Genomic DNA, 23996 nt, shown 5'->3' with positions numbered 1-23996 from the left:
GGCCGGGATTTCCCGACGTCAGTCGCTATGCTGACGTCGCAACACGCGCCCCTGTAGCTCAGCTGGCCAGAGCACTCGCCTTGTAAGCGAGATGTCGCCGGTTCGATCCCGGCCGGGGGCTCCAATTCCACAGCACGGCCGCCACTGGCGTTGCCGCCTGTCGATCCGTCGATAGCGGCCGGGCGCACGCTCCGGTTGCCACCTCCGCGCTGCGTGACCGAATGGTCGCTTCCGGTGGATGCATCGAGCTGGTTGAGTGGGAGTACCCCCACCCCACCGGCTGAGACGGACTGCCTCATGATCCTTATCGCCCCGCGTCGGCTGCGCACCCTCCTCACCGCCGGTCTGCTGGCGGCGATGCTCGTCGCACCCGGCGTCGCGACGGCCGCGCCGAGGACTGACAGCGCCTCGGCCTGCATGATGCATCCGCTGCCCCTGCCGGCCGGCGCGAGCCTGGCCTGGGACGCGATGCTCGTCGACCCGGCCGGCCGGTTCATCGTCGGCACCGGCAGGCGGGCCACCGATCAGGGGCAGGAGTCGCTGCTGCTGCGGTGGGACGGCCCGCGCGTCACCGTGTTGACGAGGTCACCCGGACTGCTGGTGGCCGTCAACCGGCACGGCGTCCTGGTCGGCGACAGCTCCACCAGCACCGGCAACCGACCGTGGCGCTACCGGGACGGCCGGGTGGAATGGCTGCCCCTGCCGCCGAACGGGATCGGCGGCTATGTCACGGCCGTCAACAGCCGGGGGGACATCGTCGGCTACGGCGGTTACCTGGAGGAACCGGTGACCCTGCTCTGGCCGGTCGACCAGCCGGACACCGTCGAGGTTCTCGAGCCCGGCGGCATACCGGTGGCGATTCTCGACGACGGCACCATCGTCGGTGAGGTCCCCGCCGAGGAGGACCGCTCGTCGCACGATGCCGGGGCGCGTGGTGCCGCCGGGCGCGGAGTCACCCCGCCGCCCGTCGCCTGGGTGCGTCGTCCCGACGGGCGGGTCGACCGGCTCACCGCGCCCGGCGCGGTGAAGTCGACGGTACGGGCGGCCCGGGGGAACTGGGCGGTCGGCCAGGTCGCCGACACGGCGGACGGGCAGTACGAGCAGATGGTGCGCTGGGACCTGCGTACCGGGGTGGCGACGCCGGTCAGGCCGGGATTGATCGCCATGACGGGCGTCAACGCCACCGGTAGCCTGCTCTCCTACTCGGAGGTCGATCACCTTGATCGCCGGGTGCCGCTGCGTAGCGTCGTCTCGGACCCGGTGACCCGCGTCGTCGCCGAGGCGATCGCCGACAACGGTCTGGTCGTCGGCCGGGCCGCCGGCCTGCAGGTCTCCTTCCCGGTCCGGTGGAGCGGCTGCTGAGCGTTCCGGATCTCCGCAGGGCCCGCCGTCGCCGGTCGCGGCGGGACCACGCTTGTCGGTCCGGCTGGGTAGCCTGGTCGGCGCGAACGGGGACGACGGGGGCGGGGGCCGATGAGTCGTGCGGTGGAGCAGTCGAACCGGGCCATGTTGCGGGCCCGGGACGCGATGGACCGGGCGTACGCCGAACCGCTGGACATCCCGGCACTGGCCCGGATCGCGCTGGTGTCCGAGGCGCACTTCATCCGCACCTTCCGGGCCACCTTCGGTGAGACCCCGCACCGCTACCTGCAACGACGTCGGGTGGAGCGGGCGATGTCGATGCTGGTGGAGACCGGCCGGGACGTCACCGACATCTGCTTCGCCGTCGGGTTCAGCAGTCTCGGCTCGTTCAGCCGCACCTTCCGGCAGATCGTCGGCGAGTCACCCAGCGAGTACCGCAGCCGCCGGTCGGCCGGCGACGCGACGGTGCCGAGTTGCTTCACCAAAGCCTGGACCAGGCCCAGCAGTTTTGGATAAGCGGCAGGTCAGCGGCCTGGCATAGCGTTCCGGGCATGACGATGAACGCGATCACCCGCTCCCAGCTCTACGTCCTCGACCAGGACGAGGCGCTCGACTTCTACGTCGGCAAGCTGGGCTTCGAGGTCAACACCGACCAGGATCTGGGCTTCATGCGATGGCTGACGGTCAACGTGCCCGGCGACCCGCAGCGGGAGGTTCTGCTGGAGAAGCCGGGCCCGCCCGCGCTGGACCCGGCGACCGCCGAGCAGGTCCGGGAGCTGCTGACCAAGGGCGCGATCGGCGGGTGGCTGAGCATCACCACCGACGACGCCCACAAGACGTACGAGGACCTGGTCGCCAAGGGTGTCGACATCACCGACGAGCCGACCGAGCGCCCGTACGGCATCGACTTCGGCATCCGGGACCCGTTCGGCAACCGGATCCGGATCGGCCAGATGTTCCCCCGGGCCTGACCCGGCGTCGCCGGTATCGCGGGTGCGGGCGGTGTGGTCGCCGGGCTACCGTCGCCCGGTGAACACACCGAGCCCTACCGACCTGCCCAAGTGCGAGTTCGCCTTCCCCGGCCCGCTGCGCGACCAGCTGGTGGCCGCCGTGCTCAGCGGGGCGAAGACCTCCACCACGGGCCTGCTGCAGGACTACGAGCGCGACGGCGAGCCGTTGCCGGCCGTGGGCGACCGGTCGGTGGTGGTCGACTCCGCCGACCGGCCGGTCGCGGTGATCGAGGTGACCGGGGTGCGGGTGGTCCGGCTCGGCGACGTCGACCTCGACCACGCCCGCGACGAGGGGGAGGGGTACGACTCGGTGGCGGCCTGGCGGGCCGGCCACGAGGAGTACTGGCACGGGCCGGACTACCTGGGCTGGCTGGGTGACCCCGGGTTCCGGGTGGACGACGACACCCTCGCCGTCGTCGAACGCTTCCGGGTGGTGCCGGGCGTCACCGGTTGACCCGCCGCGGCCGGGACGGTGGCGGGCCGGTCAGCCGGTGGGCTGTTCCAGTTCGTCGCGGATGGTGAGGAAATCCTCCTTGCGGTCCGGCTGTTTGGTGGCGGTCAGGAAGACCACCACCCCGGCGACCTCCGGGTCGGCCCAGGCGCAGGCGGTGAGGTGGCCCTCGTCGGCGGTCCGTCCGCGCCCGCACCGGGCCTCGCCGCCGTACCTGCCGAACTCCACCGACCGGATCTTCGGGATCCGGTACGGCTTGAGCAGCCTGGCCAGCGTGGCCTGCGGGTCGGTGACGGTGCCCGAGACGGCGCTCACCACGATCGTCTCCGGGGTGGGTCGGCCCCGCCCGTAGACCCCCTCGACGGTGCTGGTGGCCGGGGTGGCCTCGCGGGTCAGCTCGTTGAGCCGGAACCGGGGCAGCCCGGCGGGCAGTGGGGTACCCGAGCGGGGCAGCCCCAGCAGGGTGTCCGGGGTCCGTAACGTCCGCGCCACAGGTGTCGGGGTGGGTGCGGAGGCGCGTTCGACGTCGGCGACCGCGCACCCGGTGGCCAGGAGGGTGGCGACCATCGCCGGCAGCAACCCGATCCGACCGAGCGTCCGGCGCGGGCCGGCCGGACCGGGCGTGCGCGGTAGGCCGGGGCGTAGCCGCGGGCCGGTCGGGTGCGGCGGGCGGTGGGCAACGGTCGGGCCGAGCCGGTGGCACGGACCGGCGGGTCGTCTCTTCGGCACGACGCTCCTCGCGTGAATCGGAGCGGGTAGGTTATCCGACCAGTGTCACCCCGTGGTGGCGTCCGCCGGGGTAGGCCGCCGTGAGCCGCGCCACCGGCGACCCGACCGCTGGCCGGCCGTGGGGGACGCCCTCGTGGTCAGCCGGTGGTGGTGGTTTTCAGCAGCAGCGCGGCCAGTTCCCGGGTGGCGTCCTGTGGTCGCGGGCCGGTCGGGCAGTCGGTCCAGTCGACGCGGGTCGCCCCCACGGTGAGCTGATAGCGGTACGTGTCGGCGCAGCCGTCGTCGGACGGGACGCCGGCATGGTCGCGGGTGGCCGGGCCGACGAGCATCCGGAGCCGGTCGAGGGCCGCCGCGTCGAGCCGGCCGGTGCGCGTCGCGCCGGCCCGGTCGGTCGTGGTCCACCGGCCGTCGGGCTCGACGGTCACCGTGTCCCGGTTGCCGGCGAAGCCGCCGGAGCGGGTCAGGGTGACCCGCTCCGCGCCGGCCCCCCGGGCACCGGGGTCGCCGGGGATACCGGTCGACGGGTTCCCGGCCCCGGTCGGGGTGCCTGGGGTGGTGGTCCCGTCGACGGGCGGAGCGGTCGTGGCCGCTGGTGGCGCAGGGGTTCCCGGTTCGGTCGCTGAGCAGCCGGTCAGTAGGGCGGCGGCGGTCGTGACGGCGGCCAGGACCAGGGCGGATGATCTCATCCCGATGGGACGTGTATCGACGTCAATCGGTTCCCTGGGCAGGGCCCCTCCTCCGTTCGGCCAGTGTCGTGCCATGGAACCGCTCCATCCCTTCTCTTTTCCCGGGTGTATCGCTATATCTACATGCGTGACTACCCCCGTCACATCTTTCCCTTGCCAGGAGGGCACGTGAAAAGACCCCTCGCCGCCGTCAGCGCAGCTCTGCTCACCAGCGGAATGCTGACCTGCGTCGCCACCGCAGCGCACGCGGCTCCCCCCGCCCCCGCCCCCGATGCCGCCCCCGCCGCCCGCGCCGAGAGCCTGCTGCGCAGCAACCCGGGCGCGGTCCAGGGCACCAGCGCGGAGGCGTACCAGGCGGTCCGCACCAAGGTCGATGCCAACGGCGCGGCGCACACCCGCTACACCCGTACCTACCAGGGGCTGCGGGTGTACGGCGGTGACTTCGTCATCCACACCGCGCCCAACGGCACCCTCGCCGGCACCTCCGTCGGCCTGGCCGCCCCGCTGACCCTCGGTACCACCGCCAAGATCAGCCCGGCGGCGGCCGCCGCGACGGCCCGCAAGGCGTTCTCCGGCAAGATCACCGAGGTGGGTGCGCCGGAACTCTTCGTCGACGCCACCTCCGGCAAGGGCCGGCTCGCCTGGGAGACCGTGCTGTCCGGCTGGAAGGCCGACCAGCAGACCCCGTCGAAGCTGCACGTGATCACCGACGCCGTCACCGGCCGGGTCATCGGCGCGCACGACGAGATCGAGTCGGTGGTCGGCAGCGGCCAGGGCATCTACACCGGCTCGGTCAGCATCGACACCACGCTCTCCGGCAGCACCTACCAGATGATCGACCCGTCGCACGGCAACGGCCGCACCTGCGACATGAACAACGGCACCAGCACCTGCACCACGTTCACCGACGCCGACAACGCCTGGGGCGACGGCACCAACGCCAACCGGCAGTCCGCCGCCGTCGACGCCCACTTCGGTGCGGCCAAGACGTTCGACTACTTCAAGAACGTGCACGGCCGCAACGGCATCTTCGGCAACGGCGCGGGCGTGCCGAGCCGGGTGCACTACGGCCGCAACTACATCAACGCCTTCTGGGACGGCTCCCAGATGACCTACGGCGACGGCGCCAGCAACTCCCGGCCGCTGGTCTCCCTCGACGTTGCCGGCCACGAGATGAGCCACGGCGTCACCGAGGCCGTCTCCGGCCTGGTCTACTCCGGCGAGTCGGGCGGCCTCAACGAGTCCACCAGCGACATCTTCGGCAACATGGTCGAGTTCTACGCCGCCGCGCCGAGCGACCCGGGCGACTACCAGGTCGGCGAGAAGATCAACATCAACGGCAACGGCACCCCGCTGCGCTACATGTACAACCCGTCGCTGGACGGCTCGTCCGACTCGTGCTGGAGCACCAGCACCAAGAACAAGGACGTGCACTACTCCTCCGGTGTCGGCAACCACTTCTTCTTCAACCTCGCCGAGGGCACCGGCGCCACGTCGTACGGCACCTCGCCGGTCTGCGGCTCCGCCCCGGCGGTCACCGGCATCGGCCGGGAGAAGGCCGAGAAGATCTGGTTCCGCGCCCTGGACGTGTACTTCACCTCCAACACGTCGTACGTCAACACCAGCACCCCGGCCAACACCGCCCGTGCGTACAGCCTGAAGGCGGCGACCGACCTGTACGGCAGCTGCTCCACGGAGTACAAGGCCGTCCAGGCGGCGTGGACCGCGGTCAACGTGGCCGGCAGCGACGCCCCCTGCTCCTCCACCGGTAACGACTTCTCCGTCTCGCTCTCCCCGACCTCCGGTTCGGTGACCGCGGGCGGTTCGGTCACCACCACCGTCGCCACCGCGACCACCAGCGGCACCGCGCAGACCGTGACGTTCTCCGCGTCCGGCCTGCCGAGCGGCGCGACCGCGTCGTTCAGCCCCGCCTCGGTGACCTCGGGCGCCGCGTCGACCCTGACCATCGCCACCTCGGCCAGCACCCCGGCCGGCAGCTACACGGTGACGGTCACCGGCACCGGTGCGGTCGCCCACTCGGCCAGCTACGCGCTGACCGTGAGCAGCGTCGGTGGCAGCTGCACCGCCGGCCAGCTCCTGGGCAACCCCGGCTTCGAGTCCGGCAACACGGTCTGGGCGGCGAGCACGGGCGTCATCGGGCAGAACGGTGCCAGCCAGCCCACCCACGGCGGCACCTGGAACGCCTGGCTGGGCGGCACCGGTGGCACCCTGACCGAGACGCTCTCCCAGTCGGTGAGCCTGCCGGCCGGCTGCGCGACGTACAACTTCAGCTTCTGGCTGCACATCGACACGCGGGAGGTCACCACCACGACCGCGTACGACAAGCTGACCGTGCAGGTGCTCAACTCCTCCGGCACCGTGCTGGCGACCCTGGCGACCTACTCGAACCTGAACAAGGCCACCGGGTACACCCAGCGCTCGTTCTCGCTGGCCGCGTACGCCGGCCAGAGCGTGACCCTGAAGTTCACCGGCACCGAGGACGCCTCGCTGCGGACGTCGTTCGTGGTGGACGACACGGCGCTCGACGTGTCCTGACCTGACCCCTGCGTCGGTGGGCCCGGCGGCCACCCCTCCCGGGTGGTCGCCGGGCCCGCGCCGTTATGGTCGCCGCACCGGTGACACGACGAGAGGGGCGCGACGGTGTCGGATGCGGAGTTGACCGTCGGGGTGACCGGCGCGGTGGCGACGGTGACCATCCGTAACCCCGGCCGGCGCAACGCGATGACCCCGGACATGTGGCGACGGCTGCCCGTGCTGCTGGACGGGCTGGAGGCCGACCCGGCCGTACGCGCCCTGGTGCTCACCGGCGCCGACGGGGCGTTCTGCGCCGGCGCCGACCTCGGCGACCTCGACGAACTGCTGGACGCCAACGGGGAGGTGGGCGACGCGGTCGCCGCCGAGGAACGGTTGGCCGCGTTCGCCAAGCCCACCGTCGCGGCGGTGCAGGGCCCCTGCGTGGGCGGTGGTTGCCTGCTCGCGGTCGCCTGCGACCTGCGGATCGCCGCCCCGGACGCCCGCTTCGGGGTGCCGCCGGCCCGGCTCGGGCTGGTCTACCCGGCCCCCACCACCCGGCGGCTGACCCGGCTCGTCGGCCCGTCCACGGCCAAGTTCCTGATCTTCACCGCCGAGCTGATCGACGCCGAACGGGCGCTGCGGGTCGGCCTGGCCGACGAGGTGGCCGACGACCTGCCCGGCCGGGTCACCGCGATCACCGCCGCCATCGCGGCCCGCTCCCAGCTCAGCATCGCCGCCGCCAAGGAGATCATCGACGACCGGGCCGGCCCGGCCCGGATCGCCTGGTGGCACCGGAAGGCACGGGACAGCGGCGAGGCCCGCGAGGGCGTCGCCGCGCACCACGAACGCCGTCCGCCCGACTTTCCCTGGTCGCCGTCCGCCGGTCACTGACCCGGCCCGCCCGGCTGCCACCGTCGGGGTGGGCGCACGATCGTGGATGTAGTGGTAACGGAGCTGACGGATGCCACTACATCCGCGAAAGTGAGTCGATCACGCCGGCGAGGGTCTGCGGCGGAGAGCGTGGCGCGGGGCTGCGTTCCCGGGGGCCCGTCGTGGGCGGTGGGGCCGGCGGGCGTCGCACCGGGTCGTTCCCCGACGCGACCCCCTGTGCCCGCCGGCCGGTCCGGTCACCGCCCGGCGAGGCTCGCCCAACTCGGCGTCGCCAGCTCCCGCCGCAGCGGCATGTCCGCCTCGGCCGGGGTCCGGTCACCCTTGTGCTGGTTGCACGGGTAACAGGCGGCGGTGGTGTTCCGCCAGGTGTTGCCACCGCCGCGTGAGCGGGGCAGCACGTGGTCGACGGTGCTGGCCGGCCCGCCGCAGTACGCGCACCGCCCACCGTCGCGGCGCAGCACCCCCGCCCGGGACCAGGCCGGGCCGGCGCTGAACCGCCAGCGGGTGACGACGTACCGGACGAGGCGGACCACCCGGGGGACGGGGAAGACCCCGATCACCCGGTCCGGCTCGGCCTCGTGGATCTCGGCGACCCGACGGCACAGCATCCGGATCGCATGTTGGACGGTGACCCGGTGCAGCGGGCCGAGGTCGGCGTTGATGACGAGGACGGCGTCCACCGGGCTCTCCCTTCGCGGTCGGTGGGTCGATCGGGTCGGCGGGCGGGGTCAGTGGTCCGCAGTGGCGGCGCCCCGGACCGGGCCGTCGCCGACGGTCGGCCCGGACGACGAAGGCCGCCCGGTCCTCGGGTGGGACGGGGCGGCCGGCGCGTACGGACACGCGTCAGTCGGGATTCCCGTCGCGGGGATCTTCGGCTCGGCAACCGCCGACGGGTAGCGTCGACCACGCGCTGGTGAGCTGCGGCGACGTCATGGTGTGCTCCCGGTTCGACTGGTTGACCGTGCGTGGATCACGCTATGCGCGGGGGTGCGAGCGGGCAACGCATTTCGATGCCACCCGCCGCCCGCGCCCTCCCCTTGAGGGCTGCCGGACCGGCAGGCCCGGTTACGAGCGGACCGACCAGACGGTCACGTCGACCGAGGCCGGCGTCGCCTGGTAGCGGTTGTGGTCGATCCGGACGTAGTTGACCACCGTCGGGTCGCCCGGATCGGGCTGGCAGTAGGTGACCGGGGTGGGTTCGAGCTGTTCGAGGTCGATGCTCGGATACCGCTGCGCCTTCGGGTTCCGGCAGCCCTCGTAGCTGAGGTCGGTCGGGTCGTCGGTCCAGTCGTAGAGGGCGAGCTGGTGGTGCTGCGCCTGGAAGATCAGGGTGCCCGCGCCGGTGCCCCTCGCCACCCGGGGCCTCGGCAGGAAGTAGACCGAGTCGTCGGCGTGCAGGGTCCAGTGCGGTGCACCCGCCGGCGGCACCCAGTCCGGCCCCGCCGGCCCCCGGGTCGGCGTCGGTCCGGGCGCGGTGGTCGGCGCGGGGCCGGTCGTCGGCCCGTCCGGACCCGGGGCCGGGGTCGCCGGGGTGGTGGTGGGCGTCGCCCCGGACGGACCGGTGGTGGGTGTCGGCCCGTCCGGGGTCGACGTGACGCCGGGGTCGGCTGACGCGGCGTCGACGGAGGCCGTGGGGGAGGTGCCCCGCGCGTCCGGCGTGCGGTCCGTCGGCCAGGAGAGCACCGTCACCGTACCGACGATCACCAGCAGCAGCGCGGCGATCCCGGCCGGCAGCCGCCAGCGTCGCCAGCGGCGGCGCAGCCCCGGACCCGGACCGGTGCCGGCGACTGGGGCCGGTGCGTCGGGCGCGGCCGGGGTCGCCCCCGCCGGCAGGGCGGCGGCGTCCGCCGCCGCCCTGGACAGCCGTGGGTCGATCGCGCTGAACAGGGACAACAGCCCGAGCGCGCTCGCGGCGAAGACGCCGGCCAGGCCCACCAGGGCGTTGGCCTTGTCGACCCCGATCCGCCAGGCCAGCACCGCCACCCCGATGGCGGCCACGGCGAGCAACGTGTAGGCCTTTCGCGGTCCCGTCATGCGAATCATGGTGGTCGGGTCCGGCGGGGCGCGGTGTCGGGTAGGCGACGCAGCGTGGCCCCGGCGCGACATCGGGACCTTCGGCTGACCGGACACGCCCGGGACGGCGCGACGACGGGACCTTTGGCCACCGTCGGACGGGTCCTTGCGCCCCACCGCCGAGACGGCCGTCGATGAATGCTGAGGGTGTCCGAGAAGCCGCCAACCGCCGAGGTGAAAGCATGTCGACCGAACTCGCCACCACGATCGACGCCCTGGTCGCCGACGGCCTCAAGGCCCTGGCCGACTACGACCGGTACGACCAGGAGCAGATCGACCACATCGTCCGCAAGGCGTCGGTGGCCGCGCTGGACCGGCACGCCGCCCTCGCCCAGCTCGCCGTCGCGGAGACCGGTCGGGGGGTGTTCGAGGACAAGGCGGTGAAGAACATCTTCGCCTGCGAGCACGTCACGCACAGCATGGCGAAGACCCGTACCGTCGGGGTGATCGCCCGGGACGAGATCAGCGGCATCGTCGAGATCGCCGACCCGGTGGGCGTGGTCGCCGGGATCACCCCGGTCACCAACCCCACCTCGACCACCATCTTCAAGGCGCTGCTGGCGCTCAAGACCCGCAACCCGATCATCTTCGCCTTCCACCCGGCGGCGCAGCGGTGCAGCGTCGAGGCCGCCCGCACGGTACGCGACGCGGCCGTCGCCGCCGGGGCCCCGGAGCACTGCATACAGTGGATCGAGGAGCCGTCGGTCGAGGCGACCACCGCGCTGATGCGCCACCCCGGCGTCGCCACCATCCTCGCCACCGGCGGCAACGCCATGGTCCGGGCCGCGTACTCGGCGGGCAAGCCGGCGCTCGGCGTGGGCGCGGGCAACGTGCCGGCCTGGATCGAGGCGACCGCCAAGCTCAAGCGCGCGGTCAACGACGTCGTGCTGTCCAAGTCCTTCGACAACGGCATGATCTGCGCCTCCGAGCAGGCCGTCATCCTCGACGCGGCGATCCACGACGCCGCCATCGCGGAGTTCCGCACCCTGCACGCCCACCTGGCGACCCCGGCGGAGAAGGCCAAGCTGGAGGCGCTGCTCTTCCCCGCCGGCAAGCTCAATCCCGACGTGGTCGGCCGGACCGCCGCCTGGATCGCCGACGCCGCCGGGATCACCGTCGCCCCCGACACCTCGATCATCCTGGTCGCGGTCGACCGGGTCGGCCCCGACGAGCCGCTGACCCGGGAGAAGCTCTGCCCGGTGCTGGCCGTGCTGCGCGCCGACAGCCGCGAGCAGGGCCTGCGGTACGCCGAGCAGATGGTGGAGTTCCACGGGCTCGGGCACAGCGCGGTCATCCACACCGCCGACGAGGACCTGGTGGAGGAGTTCGGCCGCCGGGTCAAGGCGGTCCGGATCATCTGGAACTCGCCTGCCTCGCAGGGCGGCATCGGCGACATGTACAACGCGTTCCTGCCGTCGCTGACGCTGGGCTGCGGCAGCTACGGGCGTACCTCGGTGTCGGACAACGTCTCGGCGGTGAACCTGCTCAACATCAAGCGGATCGGCCGGCGGAACAACAACATGCAGTGGTTCAAGGTCCCGTCGAAGATCTTCTTCGAGGCGAACGCGATCCGCTACCTGGCCGAGATGCCCGACGTGCACCGGGTCACCGTGGTCACCGACGCCACCATGACCCGGCTCGGCTTCGTCGACCGGATCAACCGGGTGCTGCAACGCCGCCCCGAGCGGATCGCCCTGCAGATCATCGACGACGTGGAGCCCGAGCCGAGCGTCGACACCGTCGACCGGGGGGCCGCGCTGATGCGGGCCTTCCGGCCGGACACCATCGTCGCGCTCGGCGGCGGCTCGGCGATGGACGCCGCCAAGGTGATGTGGCTGCGCTACGAGCACCCGGACGTGGTCTTCGACGACATGCGGGAGAAGTTCTTCGACATCCGTAAGCGCGCCTTCACCTTCCCCACCCTCGGCGCGCTGGCCCGGCTGGTCTGCGTGCCGACCACGTCGGGCACGGGCGCCGAGGTCACCCCGTTCGCGGTGATCACCGACCACCGGACCGGCAAGAAGTACCCGCTGGCCGACTACGCGCTCACCCCGACCGTGGCGATCGTCGACCCGGTGCTGACCGCCAGCATGCCGGCGACCATCGCCGCCGACAGCGGCTTCGACGCCCTCACCCACGCCATCGAGGCGTACGTGTCGGTGTACGCGAACGACTTCACCGACGGGCTGGCCCTGCACGCCATCCGGCTGATCTTCGGCAACCTGGAACGGGCGGTGGTCGACGCCGACCCCGAGGCGCGGGAACGGATGCACAACGCGGGCACCATCGCCGGGATGGCGTTCGGCAGCGCCTTCCTCGGCATCGTGCACGCCATGTCGCACACCCTCGGCGCGACGTTCCACATCGCCCACGGCCGCACCAACGCGGTGCTGCTGCCGCACGTGATCCGCTACAACGGCACCGTCCCGGCGAAGCTGTCGGGCTGGCCGCGCTACGAGAGCTACCGGGCCCCGGAACGGTTCGCCGAGATCGCCGCCCAGCTCGGCCTGCCGGCGGGCACCCCGGCGGAAGGGGTGGCGTCGCTGGCCGAGGCGGTGGAACGGCTGCGCGACGCGGTCGGCATCGAACCGTCGTTCGCCGCGATCGGCGTCGACCGGGCGGCGTTCGAGGCGGCACTGCCGCAGCAGGCCCTCAACGCCTACGAGGACCAGTGCGCCCCGGCGAACCCCCGGATGCCGATGCTCGACGACATGCAACAGCTCATGCGGGACGCCTACCACGGCACCGCGCGCTGACCGGCCGGCCCGCCCGGCCCCACCGGTCGGGCGGGCACCCCGGGCGGTTCACTTCCCGGCGAGCAGCCCCCGGGGGCGGATCGAGCGGACCGGCTCGGTGGCCGCCCCCGCGGCACGCAGGATGTGGTTGGCGGCGATGATCCCGGTCGCCGCCGACCGCTCCATCAACGCGCTGGGGAAGTCGGTGCCGATGCCGTCCCCGGCCAGGTAGAGGCCCTCGGCGTCGGTGCGTACCCCGGGCCGGCCGGCGTGGCTGCCCGGGGTGAACGCCGGGGCCTGCGCCTCGACCCGGGCGCGCAGCTCCCGCACCCCCAGCCCGGCGACCTCAGGCCAGAGCGTGACCAGTTCGGTGCGCATCCGTTCGGCCAGCTCCCCGGCCGGCACCCCCTCGTCGCAGGCGTACGCGTGCAGCTCCACCACCGCGCCGCCGGTGCGTTGCGCCCACCGACGGGACTCGTTCTCCAGCCGGTGGTAGAGGGTCACCGAGTCCAGGGTGGGCTGGCGGGACACCCCGCTGAACACCGCCCGGTCGGCCCGGACGTCCCCGTCGAGCCAGTACCGCGCCACCGCGTACGGCGGGCCGGGCCGACCGAACGCGGGCATCCGCGCCACCAGCTCGGGCGCCATCGCGACCAGGCCGGGGGAGGCGTCGACCAGGGCCGCCAACGCGGGCGGGTCGACGGCCAGCACCACCTGCCCGGCGGGGTGGACCGTGCCGTCGGCGGTGGTCACCCGCCAACCGTCCGGCTCCCGGTCCAGCCGGGTGACGGCGGCCCCGGTGCGCACCCGGCCGCCGTGCTTCTCCACGTACCGGGTCAGTGGCTGCCAGATCGCCGTGGCGTAGTCCTCGTCGGGGCAGTCGAACGCCAACCCCTCCGGGTTGCCCAGCAGATAGAAGTGGAACTGGGCGATCATCTCGGCGGCCGACATCTCGGTCTCGTGGTTGAAGAACGAGTGCGAGAAGACCTCGAACAGCATCGCCCGCGCCCGGTCCGGCAGCTTCAGCGAGGCGAGCAGCGCGTCGGCGGTGGTGTCGTCGAACTCGGCGTAGGTGCGCACCGGGTCGTAGCTGAGCAGCGGCAGCGCGGCGTCCCGGTCCATCGTGCGCAGGTCGGCCAGGCGCAGGCTGGGGCTGCGCAGCAGGAGCGCCAGCAGGTTGACCGGCGGGGCCGGGGGCAGCCTGCCGAACTCCTCGGTGGGCCACTGCGCGGACAGGATCGGATAGCCGGGGATCGGCTTGAGGAAACCGAGCGTCGGGTCGACCCGCCGCAGGACCGACCGCCAGTTGTAGTACTGCCTGAAGAACGCGTGGAAGCCGTGCTCGTTGACCTGGCTGCCGTCGGCGAGTGCCTCCGGCCACGCGCCGAGCCGCCCGCCCAGGGTCGGCGCGGCCTCCAGCACGGTGACGTCCACCCCGCGTTCGGCGAGCACCACCGCCGCCGACATGCCGGCGATCCCGCCGCCCACCACCACGGCCGTGGTCGGCCGGGTCACCCGGGGGCCGCCACCCCCGCCCGGGTCCACCACGTGCTCGTGTACGCCGATGAGCCGACCCAGCTTCTGCGACAGCGCCATGTGCACCTTCCGACCCGAGGGACCCCCAGTCTGCCCGACCAGGCGCGATCCGGCCCGGTCAGACCGGTGCGGTGCCGCCACCGGAGTCGTCGGCGGGGTTCGGCCGCCCGGCGGCGAGCGGGGGACGGTCGGACGGCGGCCAGACGTACTCCAGATCGGACGGCACGTCGCCGAACTGCGGGCGGTAGTGCTCCGGGTCCTTGCGCAGCAGCGCCGACCGGTGGCTACGGTGCAGGTCCTCGCGGCCCAGCCAGGGTGGCAGCTCACCGACGGCGGCCAGCTCGGTCTGGCTGCGGACCCGGCCGTGGCCCCGGGCGGCGGTCAGGTCGGTGACCAGGGTCGACGCGCAGGTGTCCGCCCGGCCCGCCGCCGACCAGACCGCGCACACGTCCAGCCCGTACCGGGTCAACGCCTCCTCGTAGCCGGCCCACATCCGCACCGCCGGGTGGTTGCGCCAGCCGTACCCCGGCCGGGTCAGCCCGCGCAGCACCTGGAGCGCCTCCACCCGCTGCTTGCCCAGCCGCCGCTGGTCGAGGGTCCGCGCGCTGGCCAGGAAGTCCGGGTACGGCAGGAACGTCTGCACGCCCGCTGCTCTACCCGCCGCCACGCCCGCCATGCCTGCCCGGCCGCCATGCCTGCCCGACCAACCGGCTCTGTCCGGTGCGCTCACCAGGGCTGCGTCCCCGGCGACCGGCTGGCTACCATCCGGGCATGGCCGAACCCCTGCGGGACCGGGCCCGGCGCGCGACCGGCTGGCGGTTACGGATGAACGGCGACCCCCGCCCGCACTACGTGGTCTGCGGCAACGACCCGCTGGCGTACTGGGTGGTGCGGGCGCTCCTGGGCACCGACCTGCCCCACGGCCGGGTCCGGATCACCCTGGTGGTGCCGGAACGCCGCCGCTCCGAGGGCCCCGACGGGCGGGACGTCGACGGGGTCCAGGTGGTCCGGGCCGACCGGCTCGACGAGGACACCTTCCGTCGGGCCGGTCTGGCCGGGGCGGACGGGCTGGCCCTGCTGCACCAGGACGACGTGGGCAACATGCACGCCGCGCTCTGCGCGCAGGAGGTCGAACCCCGGCTGCGCCTGGTGGTCCGGATGTTCAACACCAGCCTCGCCAACGGCCTGCGGCAGCTCTTCCCCGACTCGGCGGTCCTCTCCGACGCCTCGATGGCCGCCCCGGCGTTCGTCGCCGCCGCCCTCGGCGAGGTGGCACCGACCCACTTCCGGCACGGCGGTCGCACCCTCTACGTGGCCCGCCGCGCCGACGTCCGCCCCGCCGACGTGGTCTGCGGGCTGGCCGTCACCACCGATCCGGACCTGGTCCGGGTGCTGCCCGCCGACGAGCAGGCCGCCGACGTGGTGCTCGCCGAGGCGACCGGCCAGCCCGCCGGCACCGAGCTGGCGGCCCGCCGGCTGGTCCGGGCACGGCGTCGCCGGCGACCCCTGGCGGTGCTGCTGCGGGCGGTCCGCAGCTTCGCCACCCGCAAGATCGGTATCGCGGTGCTGACCCTGCTCGGGGTGATCGCCCTGCTCGGCTGGCTCAACGCCCGTGCGGTCGCGGTGAGCTGGACGGAGGCGCTCTACCTGACCCTGGTCACCACGCTCAGCGGCCAGGACCCGGACGTCAACAAGCCGGCCGCCGCCCAGATCATGCAGGTGGTGCTCAACCTGGCCGGGCTGGCGCTGATCCCGCTGATCACCGCCGTGGTGGTCGACGGCATCGTCAACGCCCGGCTGGCCCTGCACGCCGGGCGCATCCAGCCCGGACGCACCGGGCACGTGGTGGTCGTCGGGCTGGGCAACATCGGCACCCGGGTGATGGCCCAACTGCACGACTTCGGCGTCGAGGTGGTGGCGATCGACCGCAGCGCGGAGGCGCGCGGCGCGGCGCTGGCCCGGCGGCTGGGCGTACCGCTGATCGTCGGGGACGCGGCCCGGGAGGAGACGCTGCGTTCGGCCTCGGTGGAACACTGCCAGGCGCTGGTGGTGGTCTCCACCGACGACGGGGTCAACCTGCGGGCCGCGCTGAACGGCCGGGCGCTCAACCCGGAGCTGCGGGTGGTGCTGCGGCTCTTCGACGGCGACTTCGCCGAACGCATCCAGCGGGCGTTCGGCATCGGCATCTCGCGCAGCGTGTCCTACCTGGCCGCCCCGTCCTTCGCCGCCGCCCTGCTGGACCGGGCGGTCATCGCCACCATCCCGGTCGACCGGCACGCCCTGCTGGTGGTCGAGGTGCCGGTGGCGGCCGGTGCCGCCCTGGACGGTCGCCCGCTCGGCGCGGTGGCCCGCCCCGGCGAGGTGCGCCTGCTGGCCCACTCCCGGCCCGGCCACAAGACCGACTGGCGGGCCGACCCCCGGATGGTGATCTCGGCGGGGGACCGGCTGACCGTGGTGGCCCGGCGGGCCGGGCTGGGCGCCCTGCTCCGCGAGACCACCCCGCCCCCGCCCCCGGCTCCGCCGCCGCCCGCCGGGGTGCCGGCCTCACGTGACCCGCAGGAGTGACCAGCGGGATCGGACGGCGTACCAGAGCGCGCCGAGGGCGAGCACCCCGAAACCGGCGAGGACGCTGGCGGCCGGCAGGTTGACCGCGAGCAGCAGGCAGCCGGCCAGCCCCAGCGCGGCGAGCGCCCGGGTGGGCAGCCGTCGGGTCGGGTCCGGGCCCAGGGTCCACGCGGCGGCGTTGGTGATCGCGTAGTAGACCAGCACCGTGCAGCTGGAGAAGCCGATCGCGCCCCGGACGTCGCCGAGCGCCACCACCGCGACCACCACTGCGGCCACGGTCAGCTCCGCGCGGTGCGGGACCCGGTGCACCGGGTGCACGGCGGCCAGCGCCCCCGGCACGTCCCGGCGGCGGGCCATCGCCAGCAGGGTGCGGCCCACCCCGGCGAGCAGGGAGAGCAGCACCCCGGTCACCGCCACCGTCGCCCCGGCCCGGACCACCCAGGCCAGGCCGGGCAGCCCCGCGACGGTCACCACGTCGGCCAGGGGCGCGACGGAGTCGGCCAGCCGGTCGGGGCCGAGCACGCCGACGGCGACCACCGCGAGGAGCAGGTAGACCGCCAGCACCACCCCGAGGGCCAGCGGCACCGCCCGGGGGATCGTGCGGGCCGGGTCGCGGACCTCCTCGCCGAGGGTGGCGATCCGGGCGTACCCGGCGAAGGCGAAGAAGAGCAGCCCGGCGGCGGTCAGCACGCCCCGGGCCGTACCGCCGCCCCCGGCGAGCCGGTCGAGCCGCACCTCCCCGGCGGTCAGGCCGGTCACCGCGACCAGGGCCAGCACCGCCAGCACCACGACCACCAGCACCTTCGTGGCGGCGACCGTACGGGTGACGCCGCGCAGGTTCACCCCGGTCACCGCGAGCACCGCGCCGACCGCGACCAGCCGGGCCTGCCCCGGCCACAGGTACGCCCCGATGGTCAGTGCCATCGCCGCGCAGCTCGCCGTCTTGCCGACCACGAAACCCCAGCCGGCGAGGAACCCGGTGAACGGGCCGAGGCGTTCCCGGCCGTAGACGTACGTGCCCCCGGATTCCGGGTAGCGGGCGGCCAGCCGGGCCGAACTGGTCGCGTTGCAGTAGGCGACGAACCCGGCCAGCGCCAGCGCCACCAGCAGCCCGGTGCCCCCGGCCGCTGCGGCAGCCGGGGCGAAGACCACGAACACGCCCGCGCCGAGCATCGCCCCCAACCCGACGACCACCGCATCGGGTACGCCCAACCGCCGCCGCAGTCGATCCACCCCGGCAGGTTACGGGGCGGAGGTGAACGGGCGGCCCCCATCGGGCGACCGGCCCGGGTCGGCGGTGAACGGGCGGTCCCGGCCGCGCAGCCGGGTCGGTAGCGGCAGGTCGTCCCAGGGGATCCGGCGCAGCAGCCGGTCCAGCAGCAGCCCCAGCAGCAGCCCGGCCACCGAGTCGGTCAGCCAGTGCCAGCCCAGGTAGGTGGTGGTGCACAGGACCACCAGCGGCGGCACCACCCGCACGGCCGTGGCCAGCCGGGGTGGCATCCGCCGGCCGACGGTACGCAGCAGCGGCACGAGCAGCAGGGCGAGCACGCCGTACCAGACGATCGCGTTGGCCACGTGCCCCGACGGGTACGACTGGGCGTAGCGGACCGGCAGGTCGTGCTGGAACAGCGGCAGGGTCTGCTCCGGGGGCAGGAACGGCTCCTTGACGCTGGCGCTCGGGGCCGGGCGGGCCGTCCACACCTTCAGCGGGCCGATGGTCAGCAGGGTGAGCACGAAGGCGACCACCGGGGGCAGCACCGGGCGCACCGAGCGCAGCCGGACGGCCAGCAGCACCCCCAGGGCGGCGGCCAACAGCGTCAACGGGGTGCCCTGGCCCAGCAGGTTGAGCACCCGGGCGACCCAGTAGGCGGCGGTCGGCCGGTGCGCCCCGGCCCAGTCGGCGACCGCCCGGTCGACGCCGAACAGGTGGCCGGTGGCGAGCGCCCCGGTCAGCGCGACCAGGGCGGTGAGCAGCAGCAGGTCGTACCACCAGCCGGCCGGGCGGACCGGTCTGAGCCGTACCCCGCCGCGTACCGTCGTGGTTCGCTCCCGCACGCGATCACGCTACCGGCCGCCCCGGTGGGCCGTGGTGGCATGGCCCGGGTCGATGTGTGCCGAACCACGAAGGGAAGCGTCGGACGGGGGACACCCGGCACACTTGTCCCCGTGCGGATCACCTCGGCCCTCGTCGACCCGGCGCTGCTCGACCTTCCCTGGTCGACCCCGCTGGAGCAGTGGCCCGCCCGGCACCTGGTGGCGCTGCCGCAGGGCATCTCCCGGCACATCGTCCGGTTCGTCCGCCTCGGCGACTACGTGTACGCGGTCAAGGAGACCGGGGAACGGGTCGCCGAACGCGAGTACGACCTGCTGCGGGCGCTGGAACGGATCGACTTCCCGTCGGTGGAGGCGATCGCGATCGTGGCCGACCGGCAGGCCGACGACGGCACCCCGCTGGACCCGGTGCTGATCACCAGGCACCTCCAGTTCTCGCTGCCCTACCGGGCGCTGTTCTCCCGCACGCTGCGTCCGGAGACGATGGGCCGGCTGCTCGACGCCCTCGCGGTGCTGCTGGTGCGGATGCACCTGACCGGCTTCTTCTGGGGCGACTGCTCGCTGTCGAACACCCTGTTCCGGCGGGACGCCGGGGCGTTCGCCGCCTACCTGGTCGACGCCGAGACCGGCGCGCTGCACCGTTCGCTGTCCAACGGGCAGCGCGGTGAGGACCTGGAGATCGCCCGGGTCAACATCTTCGGTGAGGCGCTGGACCTCCAGGCCGCGGGGCTGCTGCACGAGTCGATCGACCCGGAGGTGGTCTGCGAGGAGGTCGTGCAGCGCTACGAACGGCTCTGGCACGAGATCACCTACGAGCAGCAGGTCGAGCGGGAGGCCCGGCACGACATCGAGCGCCGCATCCGCCGCCTCAACGACCTCGGCTTCGACGTGGCCGAGGTGGCCCTGTCGACGGTCGACGACGGGCGGTACCTGGTCCGCCCGAAGGTCGTCGACGCCGGCTACCACACCCGGCGGCTGATCCGGCTCACCGGCCTGGACGCCGAGGAGAACCAGGCCCGCCGGCTGCTCAACGACCTGGACGCCTACCGGGTGGAGAGCGACCTGACCGACGAGCAGCAGGCGGCCCACCGCTGGCTGACCGAGGTCTTCGAGCCGGTCGTCCGGGCGGTCCCGGCGCACCTGCGGCACAAGCTGGAGCCGCAGGAGGTCTTCGCGCAGATCATCGAGCACAAGTGGCTGCTCTCCGAGCGGGCCGGCCGGGACGTGGGGATGGGTCCGGCGGTGCAGTCCTACCTGGCCGACGTGCTGGTGCACCGCCCCGACGAGCAGGCCGTCCTGGGCGTCGAGGTCCCCACCGCCTGACCCGCCCGTCCCCGCGTGCGAGCGGGGTCAGTCGAGCCAGGTGCCGGCGCGCATCACCCGGACGACGGTCAGCTCGTCGTCGAGCACCACCAGGTCCGCGCGACGGCCCGTCTGGAGCGCGCCGACCCGGTCACCGAGGCCGATGGCGCGGGCCGGGGTGGTGGCGACCATGCGTACCGCGTCGGTGATCGGGATGCCGGCGGTGACGGCGTGCCGCAGCGCCGCGTCCATGGTGAGGGTGCTGCCGGCGATCGCACCGTCGCGGGCCAGCCGGGCCACCCCGTCGGCCACGGTGACCGGCTGGCCGCCCAGCTCGTACTCCCCGTCGGGCATCCCGGCGGCGGCCATCGCGTCGGTGACCAGGGCGATCCGCTCAGGGCCGGCCACGGTGGCGGCGAAGGTGAGCATCCCGTCGTGCAGGTGCACCCCGTCGGCGACCAGCTCGCAGACCACGTTCGGGGCCTCCAGCAGGGCCACCACCGGGCCCGGTTCGCGGTGGTGCAGCGGGCGCATCCCGTTGAACAGGTGGGTGCCGACGCTCGCCCCGGCCGAGACGGCGGCCCGGGTCTGCTCCCAGGTGGCGTCGGTGTGGCCGACGGCGGCGACCACCCCGTGCGAGGTGAGCAGCTTGATGGCGTCCAACGCGCCGGGGCGCTCGGGGGCCAGGGTGACCATGCGGACCGCCCCGCCGCCCTCGGCGACGAGCCGGCCCAGCTCGTCGGTGGACGGGTCGCGGAGGAACTCCGGGTTCTGCGCGCCGCACCGGGCCGCCGACAGGTAGGGCCCCTCGAAGTGGATGCCGGCCAGCACCCCCTCGCCGACCAGCGGCGCGAACGCGGCGGTCGCCGTGCGCATCAGCTCGAACGGGGAGCTGACCAGGCTGGCCAGCAGGGTGGTGGTGCCGTGCCGCAGGTGGAACGCGACGGCGGCGCGGGCGGCGTCGGCGTCACCGGTGGTGAAGGTGTGCCCGCCCCCGCCGTGGGTGTGCATGTCCACGAACCCCGGCACGATCCAGTGCCCGTCGCGCTTGGCCGGGTACTCGGCGACGGCGGTGATCCGCTCGCCGTCCAGCTCCACGCACCCCTGCCGGATCACGCCGGTCGGGGTCACCACCTTGCCGGTCACCCGCTGGGTCATCGTCTCTCCAGACTGTCGAGGGCGAGCAGGGCGGCACCGAGGCAGCCGGCCTCGTCGCCGAGGGCCGCCGCGACCAGGCGCGGCTCCCGATGGAAGGTCATCCGTTCCCGCAGGGCCGCGCGGAGCGGGTCGAGCAGTTGCCCGCCGGCCCGGGCCAGGCCGCCGCCGATGACCATGGTGTCGACGTCGTAGAGGGCCTGCCCGGTGGCGAGCCCGTCGGCGAGCGCCTCGACGGCCTCCCGCCACACCCGCCCGGCCAGTTCCTCACCGGCCGCCGCGCGCCCGGCCACGTCGGCCGCGCTCGCCGTCGACCCGGCCAGTTCGGCGTAGCGGCGGGCCACGGCCGAGGCGGACGAGACGGCCTCCAGGCAGCCGGGCCGGCCGCAGCCGCAGCGCGGGCCGTCGGGGCGTACCAGGATGTGGCCGATCTCGCCGGCCGCACCGTGCGCGCCGACGGCGGCCGACCCGGCGACCACGTGCGCGGCGGCGATGCCGGTGCCGATCGCGACGAAGAGCACGTGCCGGGCGTCCCGGCCGGCACCGAGCCGGGCCTCGGCGATCCCGCCCACCCGCACGTCGTGGCCGAGCGCCGCCGGCAGCCCGAGCCGCGCCCCCACCAGCGTGCGCAGCGGTACGTCCCGGAAGCCGACGTTGGCCGACCAGACCGCCACCCCGGCTGCCTCGTCGACCACCCCGGGCACGGCGACGCCACAGGCCACCGGGGTCGACCCGGCGGCGCGGGCCCGGTCGGCCAGCCCTTCGGCGACGGCGAGGACGGTCGCCACCACGGCGTCCGGGCCGCGTCCGGCGTCGGTCGGATGCCGTTCGGCGTGCAGCACACTGCCGTCCGGGCGGACCAGGGCGCACTTCATGCCGGTGCCGCCGACGTCCAACGCGACGACCACCCGGTCGTCGCCCGGCGGCCCGTCGGTCATGCCAGCACCACGGAACGGGTCAGGTGCCGGGGCGCGTCCGGGTCCAGCCCCCGGCTGGTCGCCAGGGCCACCGCGAAGCGTTGGGCGAGGATCAGGTCGGCCATCGGGTCGACCGGGGTCCGGCCGGCCGCCCAGCTGCCGAGCACGGTGTGGCAGCCGTGGTGCCGGCTGTGCACGAACGCCGCCCCGGTGGCCGCCACGTCCTCCGGCAGACCCTCGGGCAGCTCCCCGAACGCCCAGACCAGCCGGCCGGGGCCGGCGATCGAGATGGGGCCGTGCCGGTAGTCCATCGCCGGGTACGCCTCGGCCCAGAAGGTGGCCGCCTCGCGGCACTTCAGCGCGGCCTCCTGGGCCAGCCCGACCGTCCAGCCGCGACCGAGGAAGGTGGCCTGGTCGATGCGGGCCGGGTCGAGCGGCAGCGGGGCGCGGACGGCGACCTCGGCGTCGGCGGCCAGTGCCTCGACGTTGTCGCCGAGGTGGGCGCGCAGCAGCGCCAGGGCGGTGGTGGCGAACCGGGTCTGCACCACCGAGCGCTCGTCGGCGAAGGGCATCGGCACGGCCGTGTCGGCCAGCGTGACGGCGGGCGAACCGGGGTCGCCGACCAGGACGGTGGTGGGGGTCCGGCCGCGCAGCGCGGCGAGCAGGTCGAGTACCTCGGTGGTGGTGCCGGAGCGGGTGACGGCGATCAGCTGGTCGTAGCGGCGCTCGGGGGGGAACTCGCTGGCCTGGAAGGCGTCGGTCTCGCCGTGGCCGGCCCGTTCGCGTAGCCCGGCGTACGCCATGGCCATGAACCACGACGTGCCGCAGCCGACGACGGCGACCCGCTCGCCGGGGCGGGGAAGGGCGTCGGCGACGGTGCCGACGAGTCGGGCCGCCTCCCGCCAGCAGTCGGGCTGGCTGGCGATCTCCGCGTCGACGTACGCCATGGGAACTCCTCGCACAGGGGAGGGAGGTGCGCAATACGGCTCATTACCACCGTCTTTCGCGCGCTATTCTGCGCGAAACGAGGTGCGCGTGGCAACCTGCCCCCGGATCGCGCAGTCGGGGGTTTTGCGCACCAGGAGTTTCGCGCACTACTGTGCACGCATTCGATCACCCTTCGTGCAGAGTCGGAGGCCCCCCGTGGACCGGTACGCCAGGTGGAACGCTCTGCTCGAAATGCTCACCGACAGTGGTCGGGTCAGCGTCGAGGAGGCCGCCGAGCGGCTGGACGTCTCCCAGGCGACCATCCGGCGCGACTTCGACCAGCTCGCCCAGCAGCAGATGATCACCCGGACCCGGGGCGGCGCGGTCGCCAACGGCGTCTCGTACGACCTGCCGCTGCGCTACAAGACGGCCAAGCACTCGGCCGAGAAGCAGCGGATCGGGGCCGCCGCCGCCGCGCTCGTCGCGCCCGGCACCGTGGTCGGCCTCAACGGCGGCACCACCAGCACCGAGGTGGCCCGCGCCCTGGCCGTCCGGCCGGATCTGAACACCAGCGCCGAGGGTGCCCAGCTCACCGTGGTCACCAACGCCCTGAACATCGCCAACGAGCTGCTGGTGCGCTCCCGGATGAAGGTGGTGGTGGCCGGGGGTGTGGTGCGGCCGAAGTCGTTCGAGCTGGTCGGGCCGTTGGGTGGGGCGCTGCTGCGTGAGGTGACCCTCGACGTCGCCCTGTTGGGCGTGGACGCGCTCGATCCCCAGTTGGGTGCCGCCGCCCACCACGAGGGTGAGGCGGCGATGAACAACCTGATGGTGGCGCGGGCCAAGCGGGTGGTGATCATCGCGGACTCGTCCAAGCTGGGCGGTCACGCGTTCGCCCGGATCTGCCCCGTGGAGCGGGTGGAGACCCTGGTGACCGACTCCGGGGCGGCCCCGGAGCTCGTCGATGCGTTCCGTGCCGCCGGAGTGGCCGTCATCTGCGCCTGAGTGACCCGTTGGTACACCGTCGGTAGTAATCGGGCGCTGATGCATACCGGGTATTGCCCTGGCGGGTA

The 23996-nt window shown here is 73.8% G+C and carries 21 protein-coding genes and 1 tRNA gene; 11 read left to right on the top strand and 11 right to left on the bottom strand.

The features are described from left to right. Positions 1-47: 47 nt before the first annotated feature. The 5 genes from ACN261_RS06500 to ACN261_RS06480 all read left to right on the top strand — a co-directional run bounded on the left by ACN261_RS06500 (position 48) and on the right by ACN261_RS06480 (position 2826). A tRNA-Thr gene (locus tag ACN261_RS06500) sits at positions 48-124 on the top strand. A gap of 173 nt (positions 125-297) precedes the next feature. Further along, the gene (locus tag ACN261_RS06495) at positions 298-1362 is read left to right on the top strand and encodes a hypothetical protein (RefSeq protein WP_425848928.1); all 1065 of its coding nucleotides are present in this window, start codon (positions 298-300) and stop codon (positions 1360-1362) included. 111 nt (positions 1363-1473) lie between these two features. Beyond that, entirely contained in the window at positions 1474-1878 is a 405-nt protein-coding gene (locus ACN261_RS06490) for a helix-turn-helix domain-containing protein (RefSeq protein ID WP_088643227.1), read from the top strand. Positions 1879-1913: 35 nt separating this feature from the next. After that, positions 1914-2333, top strand: a complete 420-nt coding sequence (locus tag ACN261_RS06485; RefSeq protein WP_088643226.1) for a VOC family protein — start codon at positions 1914-1916, stop codon at positions 2331-2333. A gap of 58 nt (positions 2334-2391) precedes the next feature. Continuing rightward, positions 2392-2826: an ASCH domain-containing protein gene (locus ACN261_RS06480; RefSeq protein ID WP_425848924.1), complete on the top strand. Its 435-nt coding sequence runs from the start codon at positions 2392-2394 to the stop codon at positions 2824-2826. 30 nt (positions 2827-2856) lie between these two features. Here the strand turns inward: ACN261_RS06480 and ACN261_RS06475 are convergent, their stop codons facing one another. Next, positions 2857-3552 (bottom strand): hypothetical protein, encoded by a 696-nt coding sequence (locus ACN261_RS06475; RefSeq protein WP_421484413.1) that lies wholly within the window; start codon positions 3550-3552, stop codon positions 2857-2859. 137 nt (positions 3553-3689) lie between these two features. Beyond that, on the bottom strand, positions 3690-4238 hold the full coding sequence (locus ACN261_RS06470) for a hypothetical protein (RefSeq protein ID WP_421484412.1): 549 nt from the start codon (positions 4236-4238) through the stop codon (positions 3690-3692). 168 nt (positions 4239-4406) lie between these two features. Between ACN261_RS06470 and ACN261_RS06465 the strand changes: the two genes are divergently transcribed. Next, on the top strand, positions 4407-6794 hold the full coding sequence (locus ACN261_RS06465; protein ID WP_421484411.1) for a M4 family metallopeptidase: 2388 nt from the start codon (positions 4407-4409) through the stop codon (positions 6792-6794). Between the two features lie 105 nt (positions 6795-6899). Then, entirely contained in the window at positions 6900-7664 is a 765-nt protein-coding gene (locus ACN261_RS06460; protein ID WP_421484410.1) for an enoyl-CoA hydratase/isomerase family protein, read from the top strand. A gap of 236 nt (positions 7665-7900) precedes the next feature. On the opposite strand, the gene ACN261_RS06455 is transcribed toward ACN261_RS06460, so the two are convergent. Further along, the gene (locus ACN261_RS06455) at positions 7901-8344 is read right to left on the bottom strand and encodes an HNH endonuclease (protein ID WP_425848919.1); all 444 of its coding nucleotides are present in this window, start codon (positions 8342-8344) and stop codon (positions 7901-7903) included. Between the two features lie 385 nt (positions 8345-8729). Beyond that, positions 8730-9698, bottom strand: coding sequence for a hypothetical protein (locus ACN261_RS06450; protein ID WP_425848917.1), 969 nt, complete (start codon positions 9696-9698; stop codon positions 8730-8732). Positions 9699-9919: 221 nt separating this feature from the next. On the opposite strand from ACN261_RS06450, the gene adhE reads away from it, so the two are divergent. Further along, entirely contained in the window at positions 9920-12493 is a 2574-nt protein-coding gene (gene adhE, locus ACN261_RS06445; RefSeq protein ID WP_425848914.1) for a bifunctional acetaldehyde-CoA/alcohol dehydrogenase, read from the top strand. Between the two features lie 48 nt (positions 12494-12541). Here adhE and ACN261_RS06440 read toward each other — a convergent pair whose 3' ends face one another. Further along, complete coding sequence (locus tag ACN261_RS06440; protein WP_421484407.1) at positions 12542-14068, bottom strand: hydroxysqualene dehydroxylase; 1527 nt, start codon at positions 14066-14068, stop codon at positions 12542-12544. Positions 14069-14126: 58 nt separating this feature from the next. After that, a complete protein-coding gene (locus ACN261_RS06435; protein WP_421484406.1) occupies positions 14127-14651 on the bottom strand; it encodes an MSMEG_6728 family protein in 525 nt (174 codons plus the stop codon). 128 nt (positions 14652-14779) lie between these two features. Between ACN261_RS06435 and ACN261_RS06430 the strand changes: the two genes are divergently transcribed. Continuing rightward, positions 14780-16573 (top strand): NAD-binding protein, encoded by a 1794-nt coding sequence (locus ACN261_RS06430; RefSeq protein ID WP_425848911.1) that lies wholly within the window; start codon positions 14780-14782, stop codon positions 16571-16573. Here ACN261_RS06430 and ACN261_RS06425 read toward each other — a convergent pair. Then, entirely contained in the window at positions 16553-17806 is a 1254-nt protein-coding gene (locus ACN261_RS06425) for an APC family permease (protein ID WP_425848909.1), read from the bottom strand. The two genes, ACN261_RS06430 and ACN261_RS06425, sit on opposite strands and share 21 nt — an antisense overlap. Positions 17807-17815: 9 nt before the next feature. After that, positions 17816-18628: a phosphatase PAP2 family protein gene (locus tag ACN261_RS06420; protein WP_425848906.1), complete on the bottom strand. Its 813-nt coding sequence runs from the start codon at positions 18626-18628 to the stop codon at positions 17816-17818. A 111-nt stretch (positions 18629-18739) separates the two neighbouring features. On the opposite strand from ACN261_RS06420, the gene ACN261_RS06415 reads away from it, so the two are divergent. Continuing rightward, positions 18740-19948 carry a DUF4032 domain-containing protein gene (locus ACN261_RS06415; protein WP_421484401.1) on the top strand — a complete coding sequence of 403 codons (1209 nt, stop codon included), beginning with the start codon at positions 18740-18742 and terminating at the stop codon, positions 19946-19948. 27 nt (positions 19949-19975) lie between these two features. Here the strand turns inward: ACN261_RS06415 and nagA are convergent, their stop codons facing one another. Genes nagA through ACN261_RS06400 form a run of 3 tightly spaced genes read right to left on the bottom strand, consistent with a single transcriptional unit; the run spans position 19976 to position 22946 of the window. Then, the gene (gene nagA, locus ACN261_RS06410) at positions 19976-21085 is read right to left on the bottom strand and encodes an N-acetylglucosamine-6-phosphate deacetylase (protein WP_425848903.1); all 1110 of its coding nucleotides are present in this window, start codon (positions 21083-21085) and stop codon (positions 19976-19978) included. After that, on the bottom strand, positions 21082-22020 hold the full coding sequence (locus ACN261_RS06405) for an ROK family protein (protein WP_421484399.1): 939 nt from the start codon (positions 22018-22020) through the stop codon (positions 21082-21084). Before ACN261_RS06405 ends, nagA begins: the two co-directional genes overlap by 4 nt. Continuing rightward, positions 22017-22946, bottom strand: coding sequence for an SIS domain-containing protein (locus ACN261_RS06400; RefSeq protein WP_425848901.1), 930 nt, complete (start codon positions 22944-22946; stop codon positions 22017-22019). Before ACN261_RS06400 ends, ACN261_RS06405 begins: the two co-directional genes overlap by 4 nt. Before the next feature lie 196 nt (positions 22947-23142). On the opposite strand from ACN261_RS06400, the gene ACN261_RS06395 reads away from it, so the two are divergent. Then, complete coding sequence (locus ACN261_RS06395) at positions 23143-23928, top strand: DeoR/GlpR family DNA-binding transcription regulator (RefSeq protein ID WP_421484397.1); 786 nt, start codon at positions 23143-23145, stop codon at positions 23926-23928. Positions 23929-23996: the final 68 nt, after the last annotated feature.

Source organism: Micromonospora sp. WMMD723, from assembly GCF_049863385.1.
Lineage (GTDB): Bacteria > Actinomycetota > Actinomycetes > Mycobacteriales > Micromonosporaceae > Micromonospora > Micromonospora wenchangensis.
This window is presented reverse-complemented; position numbering and strand designations above follow the sequence as displayed.

Coding starts and splice junctions, on each gene's coding strand:
- nagA (WP_425848903.1), bottom strand. CDS start 21,085: ATGACCCAGCGGGTGACCGGCAAGGTGGTGACCCCGACCGGCGTGATC.
- ACN261_RS06490 (WP_088643227.1), top strand. CDS start 1,474: ATGAGTCGTGCGGTGGAGCAGTCGAACCGGGCCATGTTGCGGGCCCGG.
- adhE (WP_425848914.1), top strand. CDS start 9,920: ATGTCGACCGAACTCGCCACCACGATCGACGCCCTGGTCGCCGACGGC.
- ACN261_RS06405 (WP_421484399.1), bottom strand. CDS start 22,020: ATGACCGACGGGCCGCCGGGCGACGACCGGGTGGTCGTCGCGTTGGAC.
- ACN261_RS06400 (WP_425848901.1), bottom strand. CDS start 22,946: ATGGCGTACGTCGACGCGGAGATCGCCAGCCAGCCCGACTGCTGGCGG.
- ACN261_RS06450 (WP_425848917.1), bottom strand. CDS start 9,698: ATGACGGGACCGCGAAAGGCCTACACGTTGCTCGCCGTGGCCGCCATC.
- ACN261_RS06495 (WP_425848928.1), top strand. CDS start 298: ATGATCCTTATCGCCCCGCGTCGGCTGCGCACCCTCCTCACCGCCGGT.
- ACN261_RS06485 (WP_088643226.1), top strand. CDS start 1,914: ATGACGATGAACGCGATCACCCGCTCCCAGCTCTACGTCCTCGACCAG.
- ACN261_RS06470 (WP_421484412.1), bottom strand. CDS start 4,238: ATGAGATCATCCGCCCTGGTCCTGGCCGCCGTCACGACCGCCGCCGCC.
- ACN261_RS06440 (WP_421484407.1), bottom strand. CDS start 14,068: ATGGCGCTGTCGCAGAAGCTGGGTCGGCTCATCGGCGTACACGAGCAC.
- ACN261_RS06430 (WP_425848911.1), top strand. CDS start 14,780: ATGGCCGAACCCCTGCGGGACCGGGCCCGGCGCGCGACCGGCTGGCGG.